The organism is Streptomyces sp. NPDC057743 (assembly GCF_042798755.1).
Lineage (GTDB): Bacteria > Actinomycetota > Actinomycetes > Streptomycetales > Streptomycetaceae > Streptomyces.
The window spans coordinates 1-20,094 of sequence record NZ_JBHVJX010000044.1; the positions used below are offsets into that span (position 1 = coordinate 1).

Here is a 20,094-nt window from a genome sequence, read left to right on the forward strand (position 1 = left end):
GAGAACACCAGCCCACCCTATCTACGTCCCCTGATCCCACCGGAGGCGAGGTCGGTCGACACCAACCCGGTGATCGTTTCCGGTCACAGCACTAGGGATCAGGATCAGATCCGTACCTGGACCGCGCGGCTGAGTCGGTCGTGCAGGCCCCGGCCGTCCCGGTCCCAGATCACCGCGGGGATCACCAGCACCAGCAGCACCGTCCGCAACACGACTCGCAGCAGGCCGATCCGGCCACCGCCCTCGGCGACCACCCGCAGCCCGAGCAGCCGCTTGCCGGGGGTGCAGCCGACGGTCCCGACGGTCAGTACGCTCAGCACCGCGAAGACCGCCAGCGCCCAGTTGCTCGTCGACTGCGCCTTGCCGCCGCTGAGCAGCCCGTACGCGATGAGCAGGCAGAGCGCCCAGTCGATGAAGAGCGCGCCGAAGCGGCGGCCGACCCGCGCAATCGAGCCCGGGCCCTCCTCCGGCAGCCCGAGCCGTTGCCCGCGGTACCCGAAGTCGACACCCATGTCCTCGGCCACCGCCCGGGGCCCAGACATCCACGATCCGATTGCTTGCCTGTTGTCCACCCGTCCACGGTACTGCGACCGCATACGTTTCCCGGGCGGCGGGTTCCCGCACCCGGGGCCGGTCGCTCCCCCACCTGATGCCAGCACCTCCCCACCCGATGCCAGCACCGCCCCCTCGACGGCACACAACGCCCCTACAAGGAAGCGGTTGCTCGCCACTCGCCACCGTGGCACAGCTCCCTCTTGGGCTGCCGCAACGGCCTTCCGGAGGCGCACACTGGGGGGTGAGAGCGACCGCGTGCCGGTTAACCTCGGCGAAACAAATGGGTCATGCTTGGGAAATCCCGCCTGCCTATGGTCGGGCGAGCGCGCCCCGCTCGTGGTCGCGCTCCGAGTCGCAACCCCGCGTCCGCCGAGCGGTGACCGGGCTAGGAGGAGTTGGATGTTCCAGAACGCCGACGACGCGAAGAAGTTCATCGCGGATGAGGACGTGAAGTTCGTCGACGTCCGTTTCTGCGACCTGCCGGGCGTGATGCAGCACTTCACGATCCCCGCCGCGGCGTTCGACCCGAGCGAGGACCTGGCGTTCGACGGTTCGTCGATCCGTGGCTTCCAGGCGATCCACGAGTCCGACATGGCGCTGCGCGCGGACCTGTCGACGGCCCGGGTGGACCCGTTCCGCCAGGAGAAGCACCTCAACATCAACTTCTTCATCCACGACCCGATCACGGGCGAGCAGTACAGCCGCGACCCGCGCAACATCGCCAAGAAGGCCGAGGCGTACCTCGCCTCCACCGGCATCGCGGACACCGCGTTCTTCGGCCCGGAGGCGGAGTTCTACGTCTTCGACTCGGTCCGCTTCGAGACCTCCGCGAACCAGGGCTTCTACCACATCGACTCCGAGGCCGGCGCCTGGAACACCGGTGCCCTGGAGGACAACCGCGGCTACAAGGTCCGCTACAAGGGCGGTTACTTCCCGGCCCCGCCGGTCGACCACTTCGCCGACCTGCGCGCCGAGATCTCCCTGGAGCTGGAGAAGTCCGGCCTCCAGGTCGAGCGCCAGCACCACGAGGTCGGCACCGCCGGCCAGGCGGAGATCAACTACAAGTTCAACACCCTGCTCGCCGCCGCCGACGACCTGATGCTGTTCAAGTACATCGTCAAGAACGTCGCCTGGCGCAACGGCAAGACCGCCACCTTCATGCCCAAGCCGATCTTCGGCGACAACGGCTCCGGCATGCACGTCCACCAGTCCCTGTGGCAGGGCGGCCAGCCGCTCTTCTACGACGAGCAGGGTTACGCGGGCCTGTCGGACACCGCCCGCTACTACATCGGCGGCATCCTCAAGCACGCCCCGTCGCTGCTGGCGTTCACCAACCCGACGGTGAACTCCTACCACCGCCTGGTCCCGGGCTTCGAGGCCCCGGTCAACCTCGTCTACTCGCAGCGCAACCGCTCCGCCGCCATGCGCATCCCGATCACGGGCTCCAACCCGAAGGCCAAGCGCGTCGAGTTCCGCGCCCCGGACCCGTCGTCCAACCCGTACCTCGCCTTCTCGGCACTCCTCCTCGCCGGCCTCGACGGCGTCAAGAACAAGATCGAGCCGGCCGAGCCGATCGACAAGGACCTCTACGAGCTCGCCCCGGAGGAGCACGCGGGCGTCCCCCAGGTCCCGACCTCCCTCCCCGCGGTCCTCGACGCCCTCGAAGAGGACAACGAGTACCTCCAGCAGGGCGGCGTCTTCACCTCCGACCTGATCGAGACCTGGATCGACTACAAGCGCACCAACGAGATCGCCCCGATCCAACTCCGCCCGCACCCGCACGAGTTCGAGCTTTACTTCGACATCTAAGGGGTGGGGTCGGGTGAGCTGGGCCTGAGGCTCGGAAACCTGCTATGACCTGGGAAAACACTGCTCGACAGTGCTCGCTGTTCCCAGCTGTTTTCCAGGGTCTTGTGCACCGGGTGTGCACCGGCCGTCTCGGCGCCTGACCCACAATCAGATACGCGAGTGAGGGCCGCCATCTCCGGGAGGAGGTGGCGGCCCTCACTCGCGCGATGAAACGGATTGCGGTCGCCACACGGGCAGGGGTGGCGGACCCGTCAGAGCCTGCCTTCAGCTGCCAGATAGGGCGCCTCGAAGCTGTCGGCGCTGAGATTCTGGATTACACCCCGAAACCGGTCGAGGCTGGTTGAACGTCACCTCGGCAACATGCCATGCGCGGACAACAGCACCATCTAGGCCCGCCGCAAGATCACCTGCGGCCGCAAACCCAGGCCACATCGTCCGCAGCTAACCCGGTGGCCCATATGTCTGCTGCATCCTTGAATAGGGGTATCTCAGGCTTCGACCCAATAGCTGGCGAGGTGCAATTTTAAGCCAGTTCCCGCAAGTGAGTAGAGAGCGGCGCGGGATGGCGGCGAGAATCCGTTTGAATGACCTGGCCGCCTCGGCATCCTGGGAGTACCGTGACGGATTTTTCCGCCTTGTCTGCTGTGATCGGCGCCGGACTGACCCCCACTATGACGTTCCTCTATCAGCGTCTCGAACGGCTTTTGGATCGCGGCGCTGCCTCGGAGCCCGATCCGGAGATTCCTGCCGAACTGACCGGCACCCTCACCCTCCCGCTACAGGTCGATGTCGGCCAGCTCGCCGCACGTCGGCAGGAGTTGGAACAGCTGCGCAGCGAGTTGAGCGTGTACCACCGGGGGAGCGCGCGCATCGACCTGACTGATGCTCCGCTACTGCAAGCGTTGGGACGGCTTCGCGGCAATTTGGAGGAAATCTACGGCCAGCGCCTGACTTTCGTTGGCGAAGAACGTCAGGAATCGGGGCCCTTCGTGCGCCAGCACACCGACCGCGTCGCGGGCCAGCAGACCGGAATGCACGCCGATGAGATCACTGGAGAAGCCAGTGTGATTCAGGAAATCGGCACCGTGGAACAGGGCGGCGTCAACATCGGCATGCGCGCGCGCCGAATCGGCGACCCACGGCCGTCATAAACGCCCCGTACGTCGGAATGTCAGTGCCCGTCAGCCGTCTGCGAGATGTAGGAATGACCACCGAGAGCGACACCGCAACCCCGCCTCAGCCTGACACGCCGCCGAGCCCTTCCGCTCCGCCCAACGCCCGGGAAGACTTGAGCGACACTCCATCTTCTGGCTTCGAAGGCCCTTCTCCGGCGAGCACTCCAAGGCCCTCCGCAGGGGGCGGGCAGCCTTCGGCGGACGACTCCGAGCCGCCGACGTCTACTCAGGGTGCCCCCTCTCCCGAGGGCCAGGCGGCTCCCGAAGGTCCGCGCGAGCCGTCGAGGGCTGAGCGGGAGGAGGAAAATCCGGACGCGGAGGGTGGCTCGGCTGCCGACTACGACCCTCATGTTTCGGTGGAGCAGCGATTCGGACGTAACTACGGCGTTGCTATCGGCGTCCAGATCGCTCAGGAGATCCACCGGTTGCGTGGTGACCTGCTGAACCCGGACTGGATCGCCCAGCGTCTGGCAACCTACGAACGGCCCCCTGAGGAGCGGGCTGCGCTGACCGGCATTCTCTCTCGGGGGAATGTGCTCGTGCTGCACGGCCCGGAGGGTGCTGGCCGCTACACCGCTGCCCTGGACGCCCTTCACCAGAAGGTGGGCACATGTATTCGACAGGTGCGACGCGAACCTGGGGAGCCCTTCAACGGCGCCGAGGGGCTGCAGGGTAAGAACACCGGCTGGATCCTGGACCTGCGTGACGAGGGGGATAAACGCCACTCGGGGATCGGCCCCGCCCTGGCTGAGGACGCCCCACATCTTCAGGACTCCGACTCCTACCTGGCCGTCCTCATCAGCACCGAAGCCTGGGAACGAGCCGCCAAGGGAACCACCGACCTCGACCATGAACTCGCGTATCCCGACTCTGAGCAGGTCCTGCGAGCCCACCTGGAGAGGGTCGCGCCGCCGGTGGAAGCGGATCGTTGGCTCAACGCCGAAAAGATCACCGAGGGCATCAAGGACCTAGTACCGGCTGGAGTGGTCGAGTGGGCCCACATCATCCGGGAGGCCGAACGCCTTGAAGAGGAGACGGAACAGTCCTTCGAGGAGTTGGTCGACCATGTCGTCGCGGCAGCGGAAGACTGGCGCACCCGGCTGTTGGAGTGGCACAACGAACACGGCGATAGCGCCCACCGCAACTACCTCCTCGCTGCATCTGTCTTGGAGGGTGCCCCGACGGAGATGGTGTACGAAGCTGCCGATGCCCTCGCCCGCGCTCTGGGCGAGACTCCTGCACCTCACACCGGCCAGCAGGGCCTAGGCGTCATCGCCCTGACCGATGCCATCGAAGCCGACCTGACGGAAGAGGACACCATCGCCTTCCGCCGGCCCCGCTTCGCCGAGGCCATCGTCGACTACTTCTGGGCTGACCGTCCCCATCTCATCAAGAACTTCACTCGCTGGACCGCGGCGCAGACCAACGACAAGGATCTGCCAAATAAGATCACTGACCAGCTAGCTGACCGGGTGATTGGCTGGGCGCTGGACTACATGCACCGCAAGCGCACCACAAAGCTACTGCGTGAGATCGCCGAGCAGTGGGCTGAGTCCCTTCCCGAGCAGGCTTGTGACCTCCTCACCGCAGCAGCTCTGGACCCCGAGACCAGTCGCCGCGCCTGCACGGTCTACCTAACCTGGGCCCGCCGCGGCGACGAGGAAGTTCCGCCTCGCCTCAAGGTGGCGCTGGCCAAGGCGTGCGAGCGTCTCGCCGCTGCCTACCCGACCATGATGCTTTTGAGGTTGACCGAACTGGCAGCTCACACCGAGAAGGAGGAGGTTCTCGGCACGGTCGGACAAGCGCTGACTGTGCTGTGGGACCAGCCCAAACAGCGGCAGGCCATCCAGGAAAGGCTCAAGGAGTGGGCTGCCAGCACTCAGGAAGGTCGCCGTACCGCCGCCCACCACGCGTTCGTTCACCTAGCCGCACGCACCACTGAAGATGGCCGCCCCGTCCTGCTGACCGCAGCACGCGAGGACGCCCACGGGGGCTGGCATGCTGCCCGCTGGCGAGGCTTGCTGGACAACAGCGTGACTCTCCAAAAGCCCCTTGGGAAGGCACTCACCGTTTGGATGGACGCGGCAGTCGCGCACTCTGATTTGCGTGAGCCGATCCTGGCCATCCTCCAGTACGCCGTCTATCAACCGCAGACCGATCCCGTCTATGTGGCCGACCGCTTTCTCTCTCTCCACCGCCTGCTCTACGCCTGGGCGCCCGTACAGTCTTCGCATTCGTCTACCGTGCAGGAGCGCCTGCGGGACCAGTTGGTCGTTGTCCTGAACCGCGCTGACCCAGCTGCCCCCATGCCCGAGCCGCATGCCCCAGTGGCCTAGCAAGTCGTGGCGTCGGCGGCGTCACGGCGGACTGGTTTTGAGCTGCACCCTGCCCAGCCGAACCCCCGGATATCACTTCGAGGCGCACTTCACCGGTGCCTGGCAGGACCTGCCTGGACGTCATCAGCACCAGAATCCGCATGACGCGGCCGCCACCCATGTGCTGAACGTGGCCCAGGGAATCGCTGGAAAACGGCAGCTCAGCCAGGAGGCGGCTGCCCAAGCAGCCATCAATAGCCGCCTGGGCCAGGCTGCCGACATGCCGGGTGCCCCCGTCCGACTGCTATGGGCCCGCGTCCAGCTGACTGCCGACCCTCACCAAGCCGCCGACATCAACCGTCTCCTACGCAACCAGCACCAGGCCGAACGACGTGCCCGCGACGACCAACATCGCCTTCAACGAGCTCAAGATCTGCGTGATGCCCTACTCAGCGACCCATCTCTGGCTTTCGCCTACTGGTTCCTCGACCACCCTGAGGCCATCGACACGGAAACTGTGACACGGGTTGAAAGGCTTGTTGCCTCTGCGGCTTCTTATGCTCCACACAACGCATGGGTACAAGTGGCTGTACTGCTACAGGACTTCGTGCGGGACCTGCCCGGAGACGCTCACCAGCACCTGGTCACCAGCCTGGCTCATATATTTGACCGCTACGGTCAGCCGGAACGTGCTCAGAGCCTGCGAGCCCTGAGAGATGAGATTGTGACGCCACAGCACCTTTCATCGGACCCGCTATCGGCGGATTCGCGCGAAGGGGGGACGCCTGGCACGGCACTGAATTAGGGGCAGGGGAGAACTGACTGGTCTGAGTTCTAGTTGATCCGTGGCTCATTCGTTCCGCGCCCGGAACCGCGCTCCCGGCGGTACCGAGCGCGCAGGGCGGGCGTGGTCGTGAACCATGTGGATTGTCGTGGGCCGCTGTCGACGTCTCCGGGGCAGCGGGCTCTATCGCCAGCCGTCAAGGGAGACCTCCGGGCCTTCCGCGAGATGCCGCTGTAGAGCGCTTGAGGTGGTTTCGACAAAGTTCTCGGGGATGGCGTCCACGTCGACCCAGCGGACCTGTGCGTGCTTGCGCGGTTCGCGGTTTTCGGGTTCGCCGGTCCAATCGTGGGCGGCGAAGACGACGGTGAGGAAGCCGTTGGGGGCTTCGACGCCCCAGGCGCCGTGGATGATGTGGGCGACCTTCAGGAACTCCGGCTTAACCGTTAGCCCCGTCTCCTCGTAGAGCTCGCGGACGGCGGTCTCGGTGATCGGCTCCCCGGGCTCACTCTTGCCGACGGGGAGGTCCCACATGCCCTGGGCGAACTTAGCGTTCTGGCTGCGCTGGAGGAGGACGACGCGGTTGGTGGCCTTGTCGTGGACGATGACGGCGGCGACCAGCAGGGTCATGGAGTCGAGGGCGGGCTTGAGCGCTTTGGGCTGATCGTCGGTTGTCGGCTGAGCCACGGTGGTCCCTTCGTCGGCCGGGTCGATGGGCATGTTAGGCGAGTGCTTCTCGTGCGCGGCGGGCGAGTTCGGCTGCGCCCGGCACTTTGCGCCGTTGGTAGACGGCAAGAGTGGATCTGAGCGATGTGATCGCCTTGCGCGTCCGGTCGGAGGTCATGCCTTCCATGAGGGTCAGGGCTTGCGACCAGGCGGCGACGGCCTCGTCGGCGCGGGCCTGGGCGGCGAGGCTGTCGCCGAGGTCGGCGTAGGTGAGGGCGTGGACCCGTTTGTACTTCTGAGGGTCCCAGCGGATGAGGGCGTCGCGGTGCTGTTGTTCGGTGCCTATGTGGTCGGCGAGGTCGGTCAGGGTGCGTGCGGTGTGGCTGGCGACAGTGCCGGCGGCCGGGCCGCTGACGCGGGAGTAGCTGGGCTGAGGCCCGTCGTCGCGGATAAGGGCATCTTCGGCTGCGAGGAGGGCGCGAGCGGCGGCGGGTTTCTCGCCAATGGCGGCGTAGGCGCGGGCGTGAGTGATGTGGAGGAGCGCTTCGGTCTGGCCGTCGACATGGCCGAGACCGCGGGCGAGAGCGCCTTCGACGAGGTCGACGCAGTGGTGGGACTGTTTGAGGCTGAGGGCCTGGTGGGCGAGGGCGCGCATCATCCAGGCGGCGTGGCCGTGGGGGTCGGCTTCGTAGGCGAGTTGGTAGCCAACCTGGTAGTAGCGCTGGGCGGCGCCTTCCTGGCCGAGGTCGTGGTGCTTCCAGCCGGCCAGGTAGGCGAGTTCGGCGACGGCGCTGAAGGCGGCTTGGCGTAAGGCTTCGTTGGGGAAGCGTCCGTGGAGCATGGGGGCTGCGGTGTCGGCGAGGTAGGCGGTGACGGTGGTCAGGCCGTGGCCGCCACCGAGGCGTTCGTCGGCCGCGCTGAAGGCGGTGGTGATCTGGCGTACGACGTCCACGTCCTCTACTCCGACCAGGGCCGTGCCGGTGCGTGCGCGGAGCATGCGAGCGGTGACCTCATGGTCGTAGGCGAGTGGCATGGCGACGCCGGCAGTGGTGAACGCGGCTCCCGCGGGGAAGCGGCGACGTTCGACGTCGGCGCGGCCGAGGTCGGTGGCGGCGAGGACCGGATCCGATTCCGTTGGCGCTTCGGCGTCGGCTGGGCGCAGGCCGATCTCGGTTTGGGTGATGGTGCGGCCTGCTCGGCGGGACAGGGCTTCGGCGAGGTACTGGCCGGTGTGGCCGGTGGGCTGGCGGATGCCGTTTACCCAGTGGGAGATGGCCGACTTGTTGGTCTGGACGATCTCGCCGTTTTCCGCGGCGACGCGTCGCACGTCCTTGGCCAGGGTCTCGTAGGTGCAGCCGATCGCATTGATCGCCTCGCGCAGGCGGGAGTTGGGTGCTCTCTGCGCTGCCACGATCGCCTCCGATCCGGAGCTGTAAACCGCGTATACCGCTTCAACTCCCGCTAACCGTACCCACTGTGCGTGAGGGAGGGTTCACTAATCACCAGCCGCCCGGAACGGCGCGACCGTGATCCAGGCTCCCCCTTGGGCCGGGCGGCTTCCCGAAGTTCCGTACGCCTACACCGGCTTCGGGCCGCCCTGTGCCTGAAACCGGCCGAACAGAGACGGAGACACGGTGACCACCATCGAGACGATCGACACGACGGCCATCACGGTCGAGTTGCCCGAGGCGTTCGACGAGCGCTGGAGCCGCCTGCCCGGCATCCAGGTCGAGGACCGGCGCATCACCATCGACCCGGCCGAGTACTTCTTCCGCTTCGAGTCCCACTCCTGGCTCGTCGCCGACTGGGAGCTGGTCAAGTCCCAGCTCCTGGAGGTGGATGAGACGGCCGAGAGTGCGGTCGAGCAGCTTGCCCTCGACTTCATCAAGGCCCATGGACGTTCCACGGCGGATGCGGGCCTGGTCCTCCATACCGCGTACGAGGTGTACGCGTACCTGTTCCGTGACGAGCACCTGGCCGGCCTCGGCCTGCCGCAGATCACGGCGGAGCACCTGCGGATGCTGTGCGAGGCCGCCACGCTGATGGCGCTGAACAAGGTGGAGCTGGACGGGCGCATCTCCAACGTCGGCCCGTGCTGGTTCTTCCCCGCCGCCACCTCCGTCGTCTTCGACCTGGACGAGGAGATGGGCGGGCTGCTCGACGAGGTTTACCACGGTGGCTGGTTCAACGAGCACCGCCGCATCGAGTCCATCAAGGCCCACGCCGCCCTCGGCGGCCGGCTGGTGCACGGTTGCCAGTCCGTGCCGGACCAGTCCGGCGGTGTCGTGGCGCCCTACGGTGCGTCGATGGCCGTTTTCCGAGACGACCTCGCTGCCTTCAAGGCCGGCTGGATCGAGCAGGTCGACGCCCACCGCGTGAGCCCTGCCGCGTAGTCCCCTTCGACCAGGCTCCGGGGCGGGCCGTCACCACTCGCCCGCCCCGGACGCCTCCAACCCCATACCGGAGCCCCCGCATGGACGCGAACCTCAACGCCGATCTCCTGGACAACCTGCTCACCATCGCCGGACGATCCGCCCCAACGCGCGAGAAGGTGCGCGTGTGGTCCATGTCGGGCATCGAGCGTCTGACCTTCCCGGACGGCACCACCACCATCTTCAAGTACGCCAAGAAGCCGTTCGACAACGAGGACCGGGCCCTCCGCCTGGCCCACTCCCACGGCGTCCCGGTCCCGCAGGTCCACGCCTCCGCCGTCGTGGGCGGCTGGCTCGGCATGCTGTTGGAAGACCTCGGTCCCGCCGTCCGAGAGGCCGACGACCTCGACGGTGCCGCAGCGGCCGTGGTCCTCCACCGCACCCCTACGGCTGCCGCACTGCCGGTCCTCGATCAGGAACGGCTGCGCACACTGCCAAGCCGAGCCCTGGATCACCTCGATCAACTCCGCAAGGAGGAACGGTGGCAGGATGCCGATGACGTCGAGGACGCCCTTGACCGGATCGCCCGCGCCGCCGAGGCCCGCTCGGCCGGGGCGACGGTGGCACCGTTCGGTTGGGTCCACTCGGAGTTCCACCCCACCAGCCTCCACATCGGCCAACGCGGCTGGAAGCTGCTCGACTTCGCCCGCGCCTTCACCGGCCCCGGGCTGCTCGACCTCGCCAGCTGGCACGGCACCCTCGACACCCCCGACCCCGTACGCCTGCGCGTCTTTCTGGAGGTGTACGTCACCGAAGGTGGCACTCCCGATGCCCTCTTTGAGCGTGGTGGGCTCGCTGCCGAGAAGTGGGCGCTGGGCTGGCACCGCATGTGGGCCGTCGAGTGGTTCATGGAGCAGGCCATCCGCTGGGTCAACGACCCGTCCACCGACCCCGCGTACCTCAAGACCGTCCGCCGCCACCTGACCGATGTCCTCCAGCTCTTGGAGGTCTAGGTGCTCGCCCAGGCTTCCCCGTGGTACGTCCACGCGCTCCAGCGCACCCAGGCCGGCCCCGCCGAACCGCTGTCCGTACCGGCGCGGATGGAGTGGACCACGCGTCCTGGCCGAGGCCCTGGCGCCGAGATATTCGGCATGGACCTGCGCGGCAAGCGGGCGCTGGAACTCGGCTGCGGCCCCGGCCACAACGCCGCTCACCTCGCCACCCGCCACGGAGCCCAAGTCACCGGCGTCGACCTGGTCGGGCTGCAGGTCCGTCGAGCCCGCTCGCACTACGGACGGCTGGCCAACCTGACCTTCGTCGCCGGACACGCCCTGCACTACCTGCAGGCATCCGACGAACGGTTCGACGCGATCTACTCCGTCTTCGGCGCGGTTGGCCTTGTCACCCCCGAACTCCTGCTGCCTGCCATCGCCCAACACCTCCAGCCAGGCTGCACATTGGCCTTCTCCACTCCTCATCCCCAGCGCGGCGGCAGACGCCCCGTCGCCGAGGATCGGCCCTGTCGTGCCTACGTCACCTTGCCCGACCGCAGCCGAATCCCGATCGCCCGCTGGGACTTCGATGCCGGCCGCTGGGACAAGCACCTCGACCGCGCGGGCCTCTGGCTCACCTCGGCCCGGGAGTTCCACAACGCCCGCGCGGGCGGCTGGCCCACCACCTTGCTGATCACCGCACGCAAGCTCTGACCCCGCCCGGCTTCCCACCGGAGGAACCGATGCGCCTGCCCTACCTGCTTCTCGACATCGACGGCGTCCTCATACCGTTTCCCGACGACCACGGGAACACCCCGGCCACCCACGGCCGGCATGAGGTCGTCCCCACCGGCCGCAGCGCCGACGTCCCCGTCACGGTCTGGCTCAACTTTGCCGACGGCCCCATGCTCATGGACGTGATCCGCACCGGGCTGGTCACGCCCGTCTGGTGCACCAGTTGGCGCCGGGACGCCACCACCCTGATCGGGCCGCTCCTCGGCCTCCCGCCCCTGCCGTACGTCGACCTTCCACGTCCGCAGATCACCACCAGCCACCCCAACGGCTACCTCTGGAAACGCGACCACGTCGGTGCCTGGCTGGGCGACGCACCCGCCATCGGGATCGATGACGACTTCACCAACCTCGACCACGCCTGGGCCACGGAACGCACCATCCGTGGCGCGGCAACTCTTCTTCTCCAGCCCGATCCCTACGTCGGGCTGCGGGCCGAGCACTTGATGGAAGCTCTGGAATGGGCCGGACAGCTGCCCGCCGCGCCGACTTGTGAGTCTGGTGATTCGCGCGGAAGCGAAGCAGCCTGACATCACATCACGGCACGGAGGACTGGTGCCCTCGCCGCAGGGAGCGGTGAGGGCACCAGGCTGGGTCGGTGGCGCCAACGACACCAGGGGCTATCGGCGTCGGCCTCGTTCCTCGGGCCTGCTGTTCACCGTTGTGGTCGTGGAATGGAACGCTGGGGACGCGGCGGGCGTGCCAACGGTACTGCTTCGCTGGCGTGCTGCTTGTGCGCGCCTGTTCGGCTGGGCGGTGATGCGCCAGTTGAGGACTTCGGCTGGGCGTTCGGCGGTGTCGAGTTCTCGGTGGGCGGCCACTTCGGCCAGGAGGTAGCGGGGGCGGTGGCCAGCGGTCTCGGCGCGGGCGAGGGTGGTGGTCAGCGCGGGCCAGGCGGGGTCGGTGAGGATGCGGTCAGCGTGGTCGGGGATGGCTGCCCGCACGTCGGCCTCGAATCGCCGGGCTGTGGCAGGGCGGGGCGCTCGGCGGGTGAGGTCGGTCAGGACCGGTTCGGCGGCTTGGCGGTAGCTGTCTTGTAGGTGGCGGGCGGCTTGTTCGGCTGCGGCGGCCTGCTGTTCGTGGCCGCGTTGCGCGTGCCACTTGGCGGCGGCGCGGGCCACGTGCAGGGCCGCGAAGACCACGGCGATGGCCAGGCCGCCGGGAATGTTGGGGGCGTAGGCAAGTTCCTTGGCGGCTTGGCGTAGTTCGGTGGCGGCTTGGTGGTCGGCCCGGATCGCCGAGCGGCGGGCGCGGTTGAACGTCCTTGCTGCCGCCTGCAGTTCGGCCCGGTGCGGGCCGGGTGAGGTACGGGCCAGGTTGTGGAGGGTGTCGCCGAAGGCTTCCAGGTGCCCCTGGGCGATGGCGTCGTCGCCCGCGTCGAGAGCCGAACGGGCAGAGCGTATGGCGGATTCGGTAGGGCACCACGAGTGGGCCGGGTCTGCCACCTGCTGGGGTCGGTCGGCCACCTTCTGGGTGGGGAGGCGTTCGGTCAGGCGGGTGTAGGACAGGTCGGGGCGAGCTTGGAGCCACCGAAGAAGATGGTGTCGCCGGGTGCGGCCAGGCTGTAACCGGTCACCTCTCCGGTCTCGGGGCCGATGCGTGGCTTGACCTGGATGCCGAGGGAGCGCAGCACGGTGAAGTAGTCGTCGATGCTGCCTACGGTGGCGGCGACCGCGTACGCCTGCTCGCGCAGCCACTCCCGCGCGGTCACCTCCTGCCCCTGGCGCTCAGCCTTGGCCCGCTCCGCCCCGGTGGGCGTCTTGGGGGCGGTGAGGTCGCCGGATTTGAGGCGGCGCAGCCCGAACTCGGCCTCGATCCTTCGGCATTCGGCCTGTGCCCGCTGCCCGTCCCGGTTCGTCCGGGGCCGGCGGCCGTCGGCGCGGACAGTGGTGGCCAGGATGTGGATGTGGTCGTCGGCGTGGCGGACGGCGATCCATCGGCAGGCTTTCTCGTCGCCTTCGGGTGCGATGCCGGTGGTGGCGATGACGCGGCGGGCGACCTCGGCCCACTCGGCGTCGGTCAGGTAGCGGTCACCGGGCGCGGTGCGTACCGGGCAGTGCCACACGTGCTGCGGTGGCTTCTTGCCGCCCAGTTCGCGGGTGCGCAGGTCGACGTGGTGGTCGAGGCGGTTGGCGAGTTGGGTGTAGGTGGTGTTCGGATCGCGGCCGGGGTCGGGGGCGCCGGCCATGTCCCAGGCAGCCACGATGTGCGGGTCAGTGTGCTCGTCGCGCCGACCCGGCCCGAAGAGGTAGGTGATCAGGCCGCGGGTATCGGAGCCGGTGGAGACGTCAGGCACCATGAGCGGCGCCTTCCGCCAGGAGCTGGTCCATCAGCTGGTAACTGGCCTTGGCGGCCTGCTCGATGTGGTCGAGTACGGCTTTGGTGCGCTCGGGTATCGCGCCGGAGTGGATGGCCATGGTGATCTGGTTGAGGTTGGTGCCGATCCGGTTCAGCGCCTTGGTGTGTGCCTCGACGGCCTCCACCAGCGGGCGGATCGGATCGTCCTCTGGGCTGCCGACCATGTTCGCCTTGCCGAGCGCGACCGCGAGGGCGGCGTCGCCGACGAAACCGGCGAACGTCTGGCCACGCAGCTTGGCTTCGGCGTTGATGATGCCTACGGCGGTCCGTGTGAAGCGGATGTTCTTGACCTGATCGCGCTTCTCGGTGGTGCGCTTGCGGTTCATCCGCGCAGGCAGCGTGGGAGCGTCGGGCTCACGCCACGAGGGCTGCTCGACAGGCAGTCGGACATCGGCGGGCACCTCGGTGTGCGGGGCGGCGGGGTGCTTGGCACTGTCGGCGCAAGTTGCGGCGTTGGGCTCGGCCTTCCCCTCCCCCAGCTCGGGTGCCCGCTGGCGCCCGGCCCCCTCTTCCTCCGCCACCCCTGGGGCGGGGGCAAGCGCGGACGAAGCCTCGTTAGAGGCTCGTTCGCTCCAGCTTGCTGCTGTTCGGCGGGCCAGGCCGAACCATCCCCTGCGGCGGGGAGCGGGGTGGCGGTCGTCGGTGTCAGTCTCACGCATGGTGGTGCTCCAGTGGTGTGTGGGCGGGACTTCGTCGCGTCCGTCGCATCCGTTGCAGGGCTGGTCAGAGCAGGTACGGACGCGGGTGCTGGTACGGAGAAGTCCGTCCCGCTGAGGACGTCCGTCCCCGCGCTGACCTGCGCGGGGACGGACGCGACGGATTGCTACGGACTCGGGGAAGGCGGGTTATCGGGTGCGCTTGGGGCCGGTAGTGCCGCCAGGCGGACCGATGGGCATCGACCCCGTCGGGGCGGAGGGCGGCAACTTGTGGGCCGGGCGCGCGGGCGCGACGCCCTGTGCCGGGTCGGGTGCCCTCTCGGTGAGGTCGGGGCAGTGGCGGGCCCAGGGATCCAGGAACCGGTTGCGCATGTACGCCTTGGCTTGCCTGCCCTTGTCGAACCGGTAGTTGGCCGGGCGGATGTCGAAGTCCCGCAGCAGGTTGCCCAGGTGGTAGGCGTTCAGGCCCTTGATGCCGTACTCCGCCCACGGGGCCTCGGCGTCCTGGATCAGAGCGGCGACCAGGTCCTGGGTGGACAGCACCTCAGGATTGTTCTCCCGCTCGAAGATCCGGTGGATGTCGCGCAACAGCCGCGTCTTCAGACTGGTCTGCTCGTCCTGGACCGCCTCGTGCCGGGTCATGGCCAAGCAGGCGGCACGAGCGCTCGCGGGCCAGTGGCCTCCGGCAAGGTCGGCGATGATGACCAGCGGCTCCCAGGTGTCCGCCGCCCGGTCCTCCACCGGCATCTTGGGCACCATGCGAGCAGCCTGCCCGCGCAGTGGCCCCAGCCAGGCAGCCAGCCGGTCGCGCAGCGCGTTGAGTTCAGGCACCGCATACCGCGACCGGAACGGGGCGACCTTCTCACCGGGCTTGCGTTTCTGCATCCGCAGCACGACGGCCCGGTCCGTGATCGTGTCCGGAAGGTCACCGATTCCCGCGATCGCGGCCATCGCGAAGGTCGGGTACGGGGTGGGCTTGTGCTCGGGGCCGGAGATGCGCCAGGCGGGCCGGTTGCGCTGGTGTCCAGCGTTCAGCAGACCGCGCAGGATCTCGCTGTCGCCACTCGCTTTGGGGCCGAAGATGGTGTCCGCCTCGTCCACCAGCAGGGTGGGCGGGATCTTGCCGATGACGCGGAAGATGACCGCCGGGGAGGTGTTCACCGTCATCATCGGCTTGTGGACGGTCTCGTGGAGCACGTCCAGGACACGAGACTTGCCGCAGCCCTTCGTCGGACTCATCACCGCCAGGCGAGGTGCGTGCTGCAACGCGGTCTGGATGTGCGTCGCCGCCACCCACAACGTCACCGCGGTCAACGCCTCCTGGTTGGGCAGCACCACGTACTTGCCGATCGCCGCCCGCAACTCATCCAGCAGCGCGGCACCGTCACCGGCCGCCTCGACGCCGGCGCCTTCGTGGTCCCCGGTGCCCGATCCCTCATCGGGGGCCGGGGCATTGTGCTGCACGGCCTCCGCCACGGGACCGTCGGTCCCCAGCGACTGCCGGGGATCAGGATCACGGTCCCCGTTGCGGTCCCCTGGTGCAATGCCCGCAGCTTGGGGACCGGTCCCCGTTTTCGCGCCGCTGGCCTGCACGTTTCCACCGGACTTGGATATCGGGACCGCGGCTTTCGGGGACCGCTTGTCCGCCTGGTCCGCGCGGCGATAGGGGATGCCCTGACCGGGGATCGCGGCCGTAGGCCAGATCGTGGGGGATGTGTTCATGGTGGTGGGGGACGTAGAGTCCTCCATAGACGTTCCTCTCTGGCAAGGGGCAGGACGGGCTAGGTCCCGCCCCTTGCAGGCTCGTTCATTCAGGGATGAGTGCTGTGCAGGGGAATCTCCGGCCCTCGGCGTTGGCGCGCCGAGGGCCGCACTGCTCCGGCGCCGGCTATGCCGTGAGGTCGTACGCGGACTGGGCAGTAAGCCACGCATCCACCTCCGCCCAGCGGTAGCGAAGGTGTCGGCCGACCTTGAGGGCGTTCGGGCCGATCCGGCGGTGCCGCCACTGGTAGAGAGTCTTCACCGGCACACCGAGGTAGGCGGCGACGTCCTCCGGCGTGGCCAGCGGCACACGATCCTCCGTGCCGGAGGGCGCTGCGAGGCGTGGGGTTTTGGGCATGGGGCTCCTTCGCGGGGATTCGGGGATTCGGGGATGGACAAGATAGCCACAGGTTTCCTGCCGCATCCAGCAGCATTTTGCGGACACTCCGGCGGCCACACCAAACGGCGCCTCGCCGAGTGGACTAAAACCGTAGACCCTAATTCGCTATTGATCTTCATCAGCGAAAAGCCCCGCGCCACATCTGTCCGTTTCTTGCCGGAAAATCCCAGCGGTGCCGACCGGGTCGCTGGCCGCGAACGCCGAGGCCAGCGGGGCCGCGAAGGGGGTGCTGTTGCCTAGTGCCGCAGCGGCGGCGCGGACCGTAGCACAGAATTCCGGCCTCACCGAATCGGACGTCACGGTCGACAATTCCCCGCGCCTACGAGTACTGGAGAGTTTTAGAACTAACTCTTGCCACGACCCGGCAATTCGAGTTACAGCTGTCCGTCATGGCAACACGACCCGTAGAAACAGGCCCCGCCGGAATCCAGGCTGCCCGCAATATCGAGCACCTGCGCCTGGCCCGCGCCCACTCCCAGCAGCAGCTCGCCGAGCGCTGCACCGCCCTCGGACGCCCGCTCACCAACACCGCCGTCAGCCGCACCGAACGCGCCCGCCGCCGCTGCGACGTCGACGACCTCGTCGTCATCGCCACCGCCCTCCGCGTTGCTCCTGCCTCCCTGCTCCTGGTCTCCCTGGCGGCGCCACGTGGCTGAGCCGTACGACCGCTGGCACAAGAAGCGGCCGCAGGCCGACGAGGAGAAGTGCACGGCCCACAACAAGGTCCCCTCTCGCGAACACGGTCGCGGCAAGAGGTGGTTGGCCCGGTGGCGCGACCCCGACGGCGAGCAGCAGAGCGAGAGCTTCGACCGGTACGAGGACGCCCGGCAACATCTCACCAAGATGCAGGGCAGCGTCGACGACGGCACGTATGTCGACCCCAGGAAGGGCGAGGCCCAGCTCAAGGCAGTGGCCGAGCGGTGGTTGGAGAACCAGACGTTCGACAATCCTCGGACCCACGCACAGTACGAGTCCCGCGTCCGCAACCACATCATCGGGCCGCTGGGCTCACTCAAACTGCGCCAGATCAAGTCGTCCACCGTGCAGACCTGGATCAAGCGCCGGCTGCAGGTGCTGGACGAGACGACCGTCGGGCTGATCTTCACGCACCTGTCGTCGATACTGGCCATGGCCGTGGACGACGACCTGATCGCCAAGAACCCTTGTGAGACAGGCTCGGTGAAGCGCGTCAAGCCGAGGCGCTCGAAGAAGGCGGCGAAGGACGTGCCGCTGTCCTGGGAACAGACGGACGCCGTGCGCGAGCACCTACCCGACCGCTACCAGGCCACCGTCGACTGCGGCCGAGGACTCGGCATGCGACAGGGCGAGATCTTCGGGTTCAGCCCCGAGGACGTCAACTGGCTGCAGAAGGACAAGGTCGTTCATATACGCCGCCAGATCACCCACGACCGCGGCACGCTCGTCTTCGCCCCTCCGAAGGGTGGCACCGACGATGACCCCAAGGACCGCTTCGTGCCGGTCGGCGACGAGTTGGCCGTGCGGCTCGCCGAGCACATGCGCAAGCACCCGCCGGTCGAGGTCACCCTGCCGTGGATGACCAAGGACGGTGAACCGGTCACCGTGCGCCTGGTGTTCACCACGCGGGAGCGCAAACCGCTGAACAAGAACTACTTCAACTACCTCTGGAAGGAGGCTCTGGAGGCGATCGGGGCGATAAATGCCCTCAACGACAAGCCCGTTGACAAGGGGCGCAAGTGGGAAGAGTGCCGGGACAAGATGATGCACGCTCTGCGGCACCTCTTCGCTTCCGAGGCTATCAACGAAGGTGTCGACGTCTACACCCTCGCCGATCTCCTCGGCCACGAGGATCCGGCGTTCACGCTGCGGCGGTACGTCCATCGCGTGACGGGCACGGTCGAGAAGGCCCGCAAGGCGATCGGTAAGCGGTACCGGTTCGCGGCTTAACCGAGATGACTCGCCAGATTCCCGAAGTGTGGCCGGCGGACTATGCCTTGACCGGAATAGTTCTGGGATGGCCCACGGAGCTGCCAGCGTGCCGGGGCCGGGCGGCGCACAGGGATGTGACGGCAGAATCACCTTATGAGCACGTCGACTTCAGCATCGGGCCCAGCCACGCAGCCCTTCAACCGCCGCGTCCACGTCGTCGCCTCAGTCCTGAACCGCCCTGAGGAGCTGGACCTGCTCCGGCAGGTGTGCGACGCGATGGGCTGGCCCCTACGCGAGCCGCTGGCCGGGGAGACCACGGTGACCACGGAGACCAGCTGGACGCTCCGCGTGATCGAAGTCCGTATCCGCGGCGTGCGCGAGACAGCGGTGGAACAGGCGGTCGCCACCCTGGACACGCTGGCCCAGAACGCCGAACTCTCCCTGCACTGCCGTGACGCCACGCTCGTGGAGCGCGTCCACCAGCCGCAGATCGAGTGGCACCTGCGGGGCAGGCGGAGGCCAGTGAACCGACGGCTCCGCCACGCTCTCCACTCGGCCATGCGGACGGGCGAGCACGACCCGCATGCGGGCACTGTCCGGCTGATCCGCGTCCCGGCCGGGCTCGACGAGCCCCGGGAACGCCGCCTGGCACGCACCCGACGCGCCGCCAGGGCCGCGCTTTCGCACCACCCGCTGGTACTGCGGCGACTGGACCCGGGCGTCCATGAAGTCGGCAGGCCCTCAGCGTCCCGGGGCTGGCATGCTCTGGCCGCCCTAGCGCTCGTCGTCACTGCGACAGCGATCTGTCTGCTCGGCGCCGGGCTCTGGCCCGCGATCGGCGCGGACAGCCCACGGATTGGCGGCCCGCTCGTGGTTGCGGTCGGAGGCTACCTGCTGGGTGGAACGTACCTGGCGGCGCGGCGCACCCCCACGCACCGCGCGCTTCCGTGGCTCGTCCCGCTGGCAGTACCGCTCGTGGTTCCCCTCGTGCCGTGGCTCGGGACGCTCGTCCAGCGGGCCTACTTGTCGGCATTTGGGGTGCGCCCCGCGCCAGAGACCGACGGGCTGGGCGACATCCAGGCGGGGCTCTGGGTGCTGTGTGTGTTCGTCTCGGCTGCGCTGCTGCCGGTGGCGTACCTGGGTTGGATGCGGCTCCTCGCCCCCTCCCTGCGGGTCCAGGGGCCGTGGCTGTCCTGGGCACCCGCGGTGACCCTGGGTATAGGCATGGGCATGCTATTCAGCCTGCTCGTCCTCCACACGGCGGCCCGCAACGGCGCGGAGAACCGCGCGCTCGCCTCGGCTGGCCGGGACATCCCGGAGTACTTCGGCGTCAGCGCCGAGTACGCGTGCGTGGAACCGACCTCTTCCGAGGCGCCGTACTACGGGACACCGCCTCCCCACGACCATCCGGTGGTGATCTTCGCGCAATCCGGCGACCGAGTCGAGTTCTGGGATCCTGCCAGCAGCCGGAAGACGAGCATCCGTTTGGAGGATGCCCGTATTAGATTCGTCTCCCATCGCGCCTCGCCGTGCGCCAAGGCCGCCCGGTAGCGC

17 protein-coding genes and 1 pseudogene are annotated in these 20,094 nt (G+C 68.0%); 11 read left to right on the forward strand and 7 right to left on the reverse strand.

The features are described from left to right. Positions 1-104: 104 nt before the first annotated feature. Positions 105-572, reverse strand: a complete 468-nt coding sequence (locus ACFVFQ_RS33275; protein ID WP_383423291.1) for an RDD family protein — start codon at positions 570-572, stop codon at positions 105-107. Between the two features lie 382 nt (positions 573-954). Between ACFVFQ_RS33275 and glnA the strand changes: the two genes are divergently transcribed. The 4 genes from glnA (at position 955) to ACFVFQ_RS33295 (ending at position 6,659) form a co-directional block, all read left to right on the forward strand. Next, the gene (glnA, locus tag ACFVFQ_RS33280) at positions 955-2,364 is read left to right on the forward strand and encodes a type I glutamate--ammonia ligase (protein ID WP_383423293.1); all 1,410 of its coding nucleotides are present in this window, start codon (positions 955-957) and stop codon (positions 2,362-2,364) included. A gap of 617 nt (positions 2,365-2,981) precedes the next feature. After that, on the forward strand, positions 2,982-3,515 hold the full coding sequence (locus ACFVFQ_RS33285; RefSeq protein WP_383423295.1) for a hypothetical protein: 534 nt from the start codon (positions 2,982-2,984) through the stop codon (positions 3,513-3,515). A 380-nt stretch (positions 3,516-3,895) separates the two neighbouring features. Beyond that, positions 3,896-5,875 (forward strand): hypothetical protein, encoded by a 1,980-nt coding sequence (locus ACFVFQ_RS33290; RefSeq protein ID WP_383423297.1) that lies wholly within the window; start codon positions 3,896-3,898, stop codon positions 5,873-5,875. 37 nt (positions 5,876-5,912) lie between these two features. After that, positions 5,913-6,659, forward strand: coding sequence for a hypothetical protein (locus ACFVFQ_RS33295; protein ID WP_383423299.1), 747 nt, complete (start codon positions 5,913-5,915; stop codon positions 6,657-6,659). A 162-nt stretch (positions 6,660-6,821) separates the two neighbouring features. On the opposite strand, the gene ACFVFQ_RS33300 is transcribed toward ACFVFQ_RS33295, so the two are convergent. Then, positions 6,822-7,355, reverse strand: a complete 534-nt coding sequence (locus tag ACFVFQ_RS33300) for an NUDIX domain-containing protein (protein ID WP_383423301.1) — start codon at positions 7,353-7,355, stop codon at positions 6,822-6,824. 1 nt (position 7,356) lies between these two features. After that, positions 7,357-8,712: a tetratricopeptide repeat protein gene (locus ACFVFQ_RS33305; RefSeq protein ID WP_383423303.1), complete on the reverse strand. Its 1,356-nt coding sequence runs from the start codon at positions 8,710-8,712 to the stop codon at positions 7,357-7,359. A gap of 232 nt (positions 8,713-8,944) precedes the next feature. Here ACFVFQ_RS33305 and ACFVFQ_RS33310 point away from each other — a divergent pair, with 232 nt between their 5' ends. From ACFVFQ_RS33310 to ACFVFQ_RS33325, 4 genes are all read left to right on the forward strand, one after another. Further along, entirely contained in the window at positions 8,945-9,694 is a 750-nt protein-coding gene (locus ACFVFQ_RS33310) for a hypothetical protein (protein WP_383423381.1), read from the forward strand. Between the two features lie 80 nt (positions 9,695-9,774). Continuing rightward, the gene (locus tag ACFVFQ_RS33315) at positions 9,775-10,686 is read left to right on the forward strand and encodes a phosphotransferase family protein (RefSeq protein WP_383423305.1); all 912 of its coding nucleotides are present in this window, start codon (positions 9,775-9,777) and stop codon (positions 10,684-10,686) included. Then, positions 10,687-11,379, forward strand: a complete 693-nt coding sequence (locus ACFVFQ_RS33320) for a class I SAM-dependent methyltransferase (protein WP_383423308.1) — start codon at positions 10,687-10,689, stop codon at positions 11,377-11,379. Positions 11,380-11,408: 29 nt separating this feature from the next. Next, a complete protein-coding gene (locus ACFVFQ_RS33325; protein WP_383423314.1) occupies positions 11,409-11,987 on the forward strand; it encodes a hypothetical protein in 579 nt (192 codons plus the stop codon). Positions 11,988-12,077: 90 nt separating this feature from the next. On the opposite strand, the pseudogene ACFVFQ_RS33330 reads toward ACFVFQ_RS33325, so the two are convergent. The 4 genes and pseudogenes from ACFVFQ_RS33330 to ACFVFQ_RS33345 all read right to left on the reverse strand — a co-directional run bounded on the left by ACFVFQ_RS33330 (position 12,078) and on the right by ACFVFQ_RS33345 (position 16,590). Further along, positions 12,078-13,756 (reverse strand): annotated as a pseudogene (locus tag ACFVFQ_RS33330) (relaxase/mobilization nuclease domain-containing protein). Beyond that, a complete protein-coding gene (locus ACFVFQ_RS33335) occupies positions 13,746-14,474 on the reverse strand; it encodes a hypothetical protein (protein ID WP_383423317.1) in 729 nt (242 codons plus the stop codon). Before ACFVFQ_RS33335 ends, ACFVFQ_RS33330 begins: the two are co-directional and overlap by 11 nt. A 186-nt stretch (positions 14,475-14,660) precedes the next feature. After that, complete coding sequence (locus ACFVFQ_RS33340) at positions 14,661-16,220, reverse strand: DUF3631 domain-containing protein (RefSeq protein ID WP_383423319.1); 1,560 nt, start codon at positions 16,218-16,220, stop codon at positions 14,661-14,663. A gap of 139 nt (positions 16,221-16,359) precedes the next feature. Next, a complete protein-coding gene (locus ACFVFQ_RS33345; RefSeq protein ID WP_383423321.1) occupies positions 16,360-16,590 on the reverse strand; it encodes a helix-turn-helix domain-containing protein in 231 nt (76 codons plus the stop codon). 431 nt (positions 16,591-17,021) lie between these two features. Between ACFVFQ_RS33345 and ACFVFQ_RS33350 the strand changes: the two genes are divergently transcribed. The 3 genes from ACFVFQ_RS33350 to ACFVFQ_RS33360 all read left to right on the forward strand — a co-directional run bounded on the left by ACFVFQ_RS33350 (position 17,022) and on the right by ACFVFQ_RS33360 (position 20,091). Further along, positions 17,022-17,288, forward strand: a complete 267-nt coding sequence (locus ACFVFQ_RS33350) for a helix-turn-helix domain-containing protein (protein WP_383423323.1) — start codon at positions 17,022-17,024, stop codon at positions 17,286-17,288. Then, positions 17,281-18,558: a tyrosine-type recombinase/integrase gene (locus tag ACFVFQ_RS33355; RefSeq protein WP_383423325.1), complete on the forward strand. Its 1,278-nt coding sequence runs from the start codon at positions 17,281-17,283 to the stop codon at positions 18,556-18,558. Before ACFVFQ_RS33350 ends, ACFVFQ_RS33355 begins: the two co-directional genes overlap by 8 nt. 135 nt (positions 18,559-18,693) lie before the next feature. Continuing rightward, complete coding sequence (locus ACFVFQ_RS33360) at positions 18,694-20,091, forward strand: hypothetical protein (RefSeq protein WP_383423327.1); 1,398 nt, start codon at positions 18,694-18,696, stop codon at positions 20,089-20,091. The last annotated feature ends 3 nt before the right edge of the window (positions 20,092-20,094 follow it).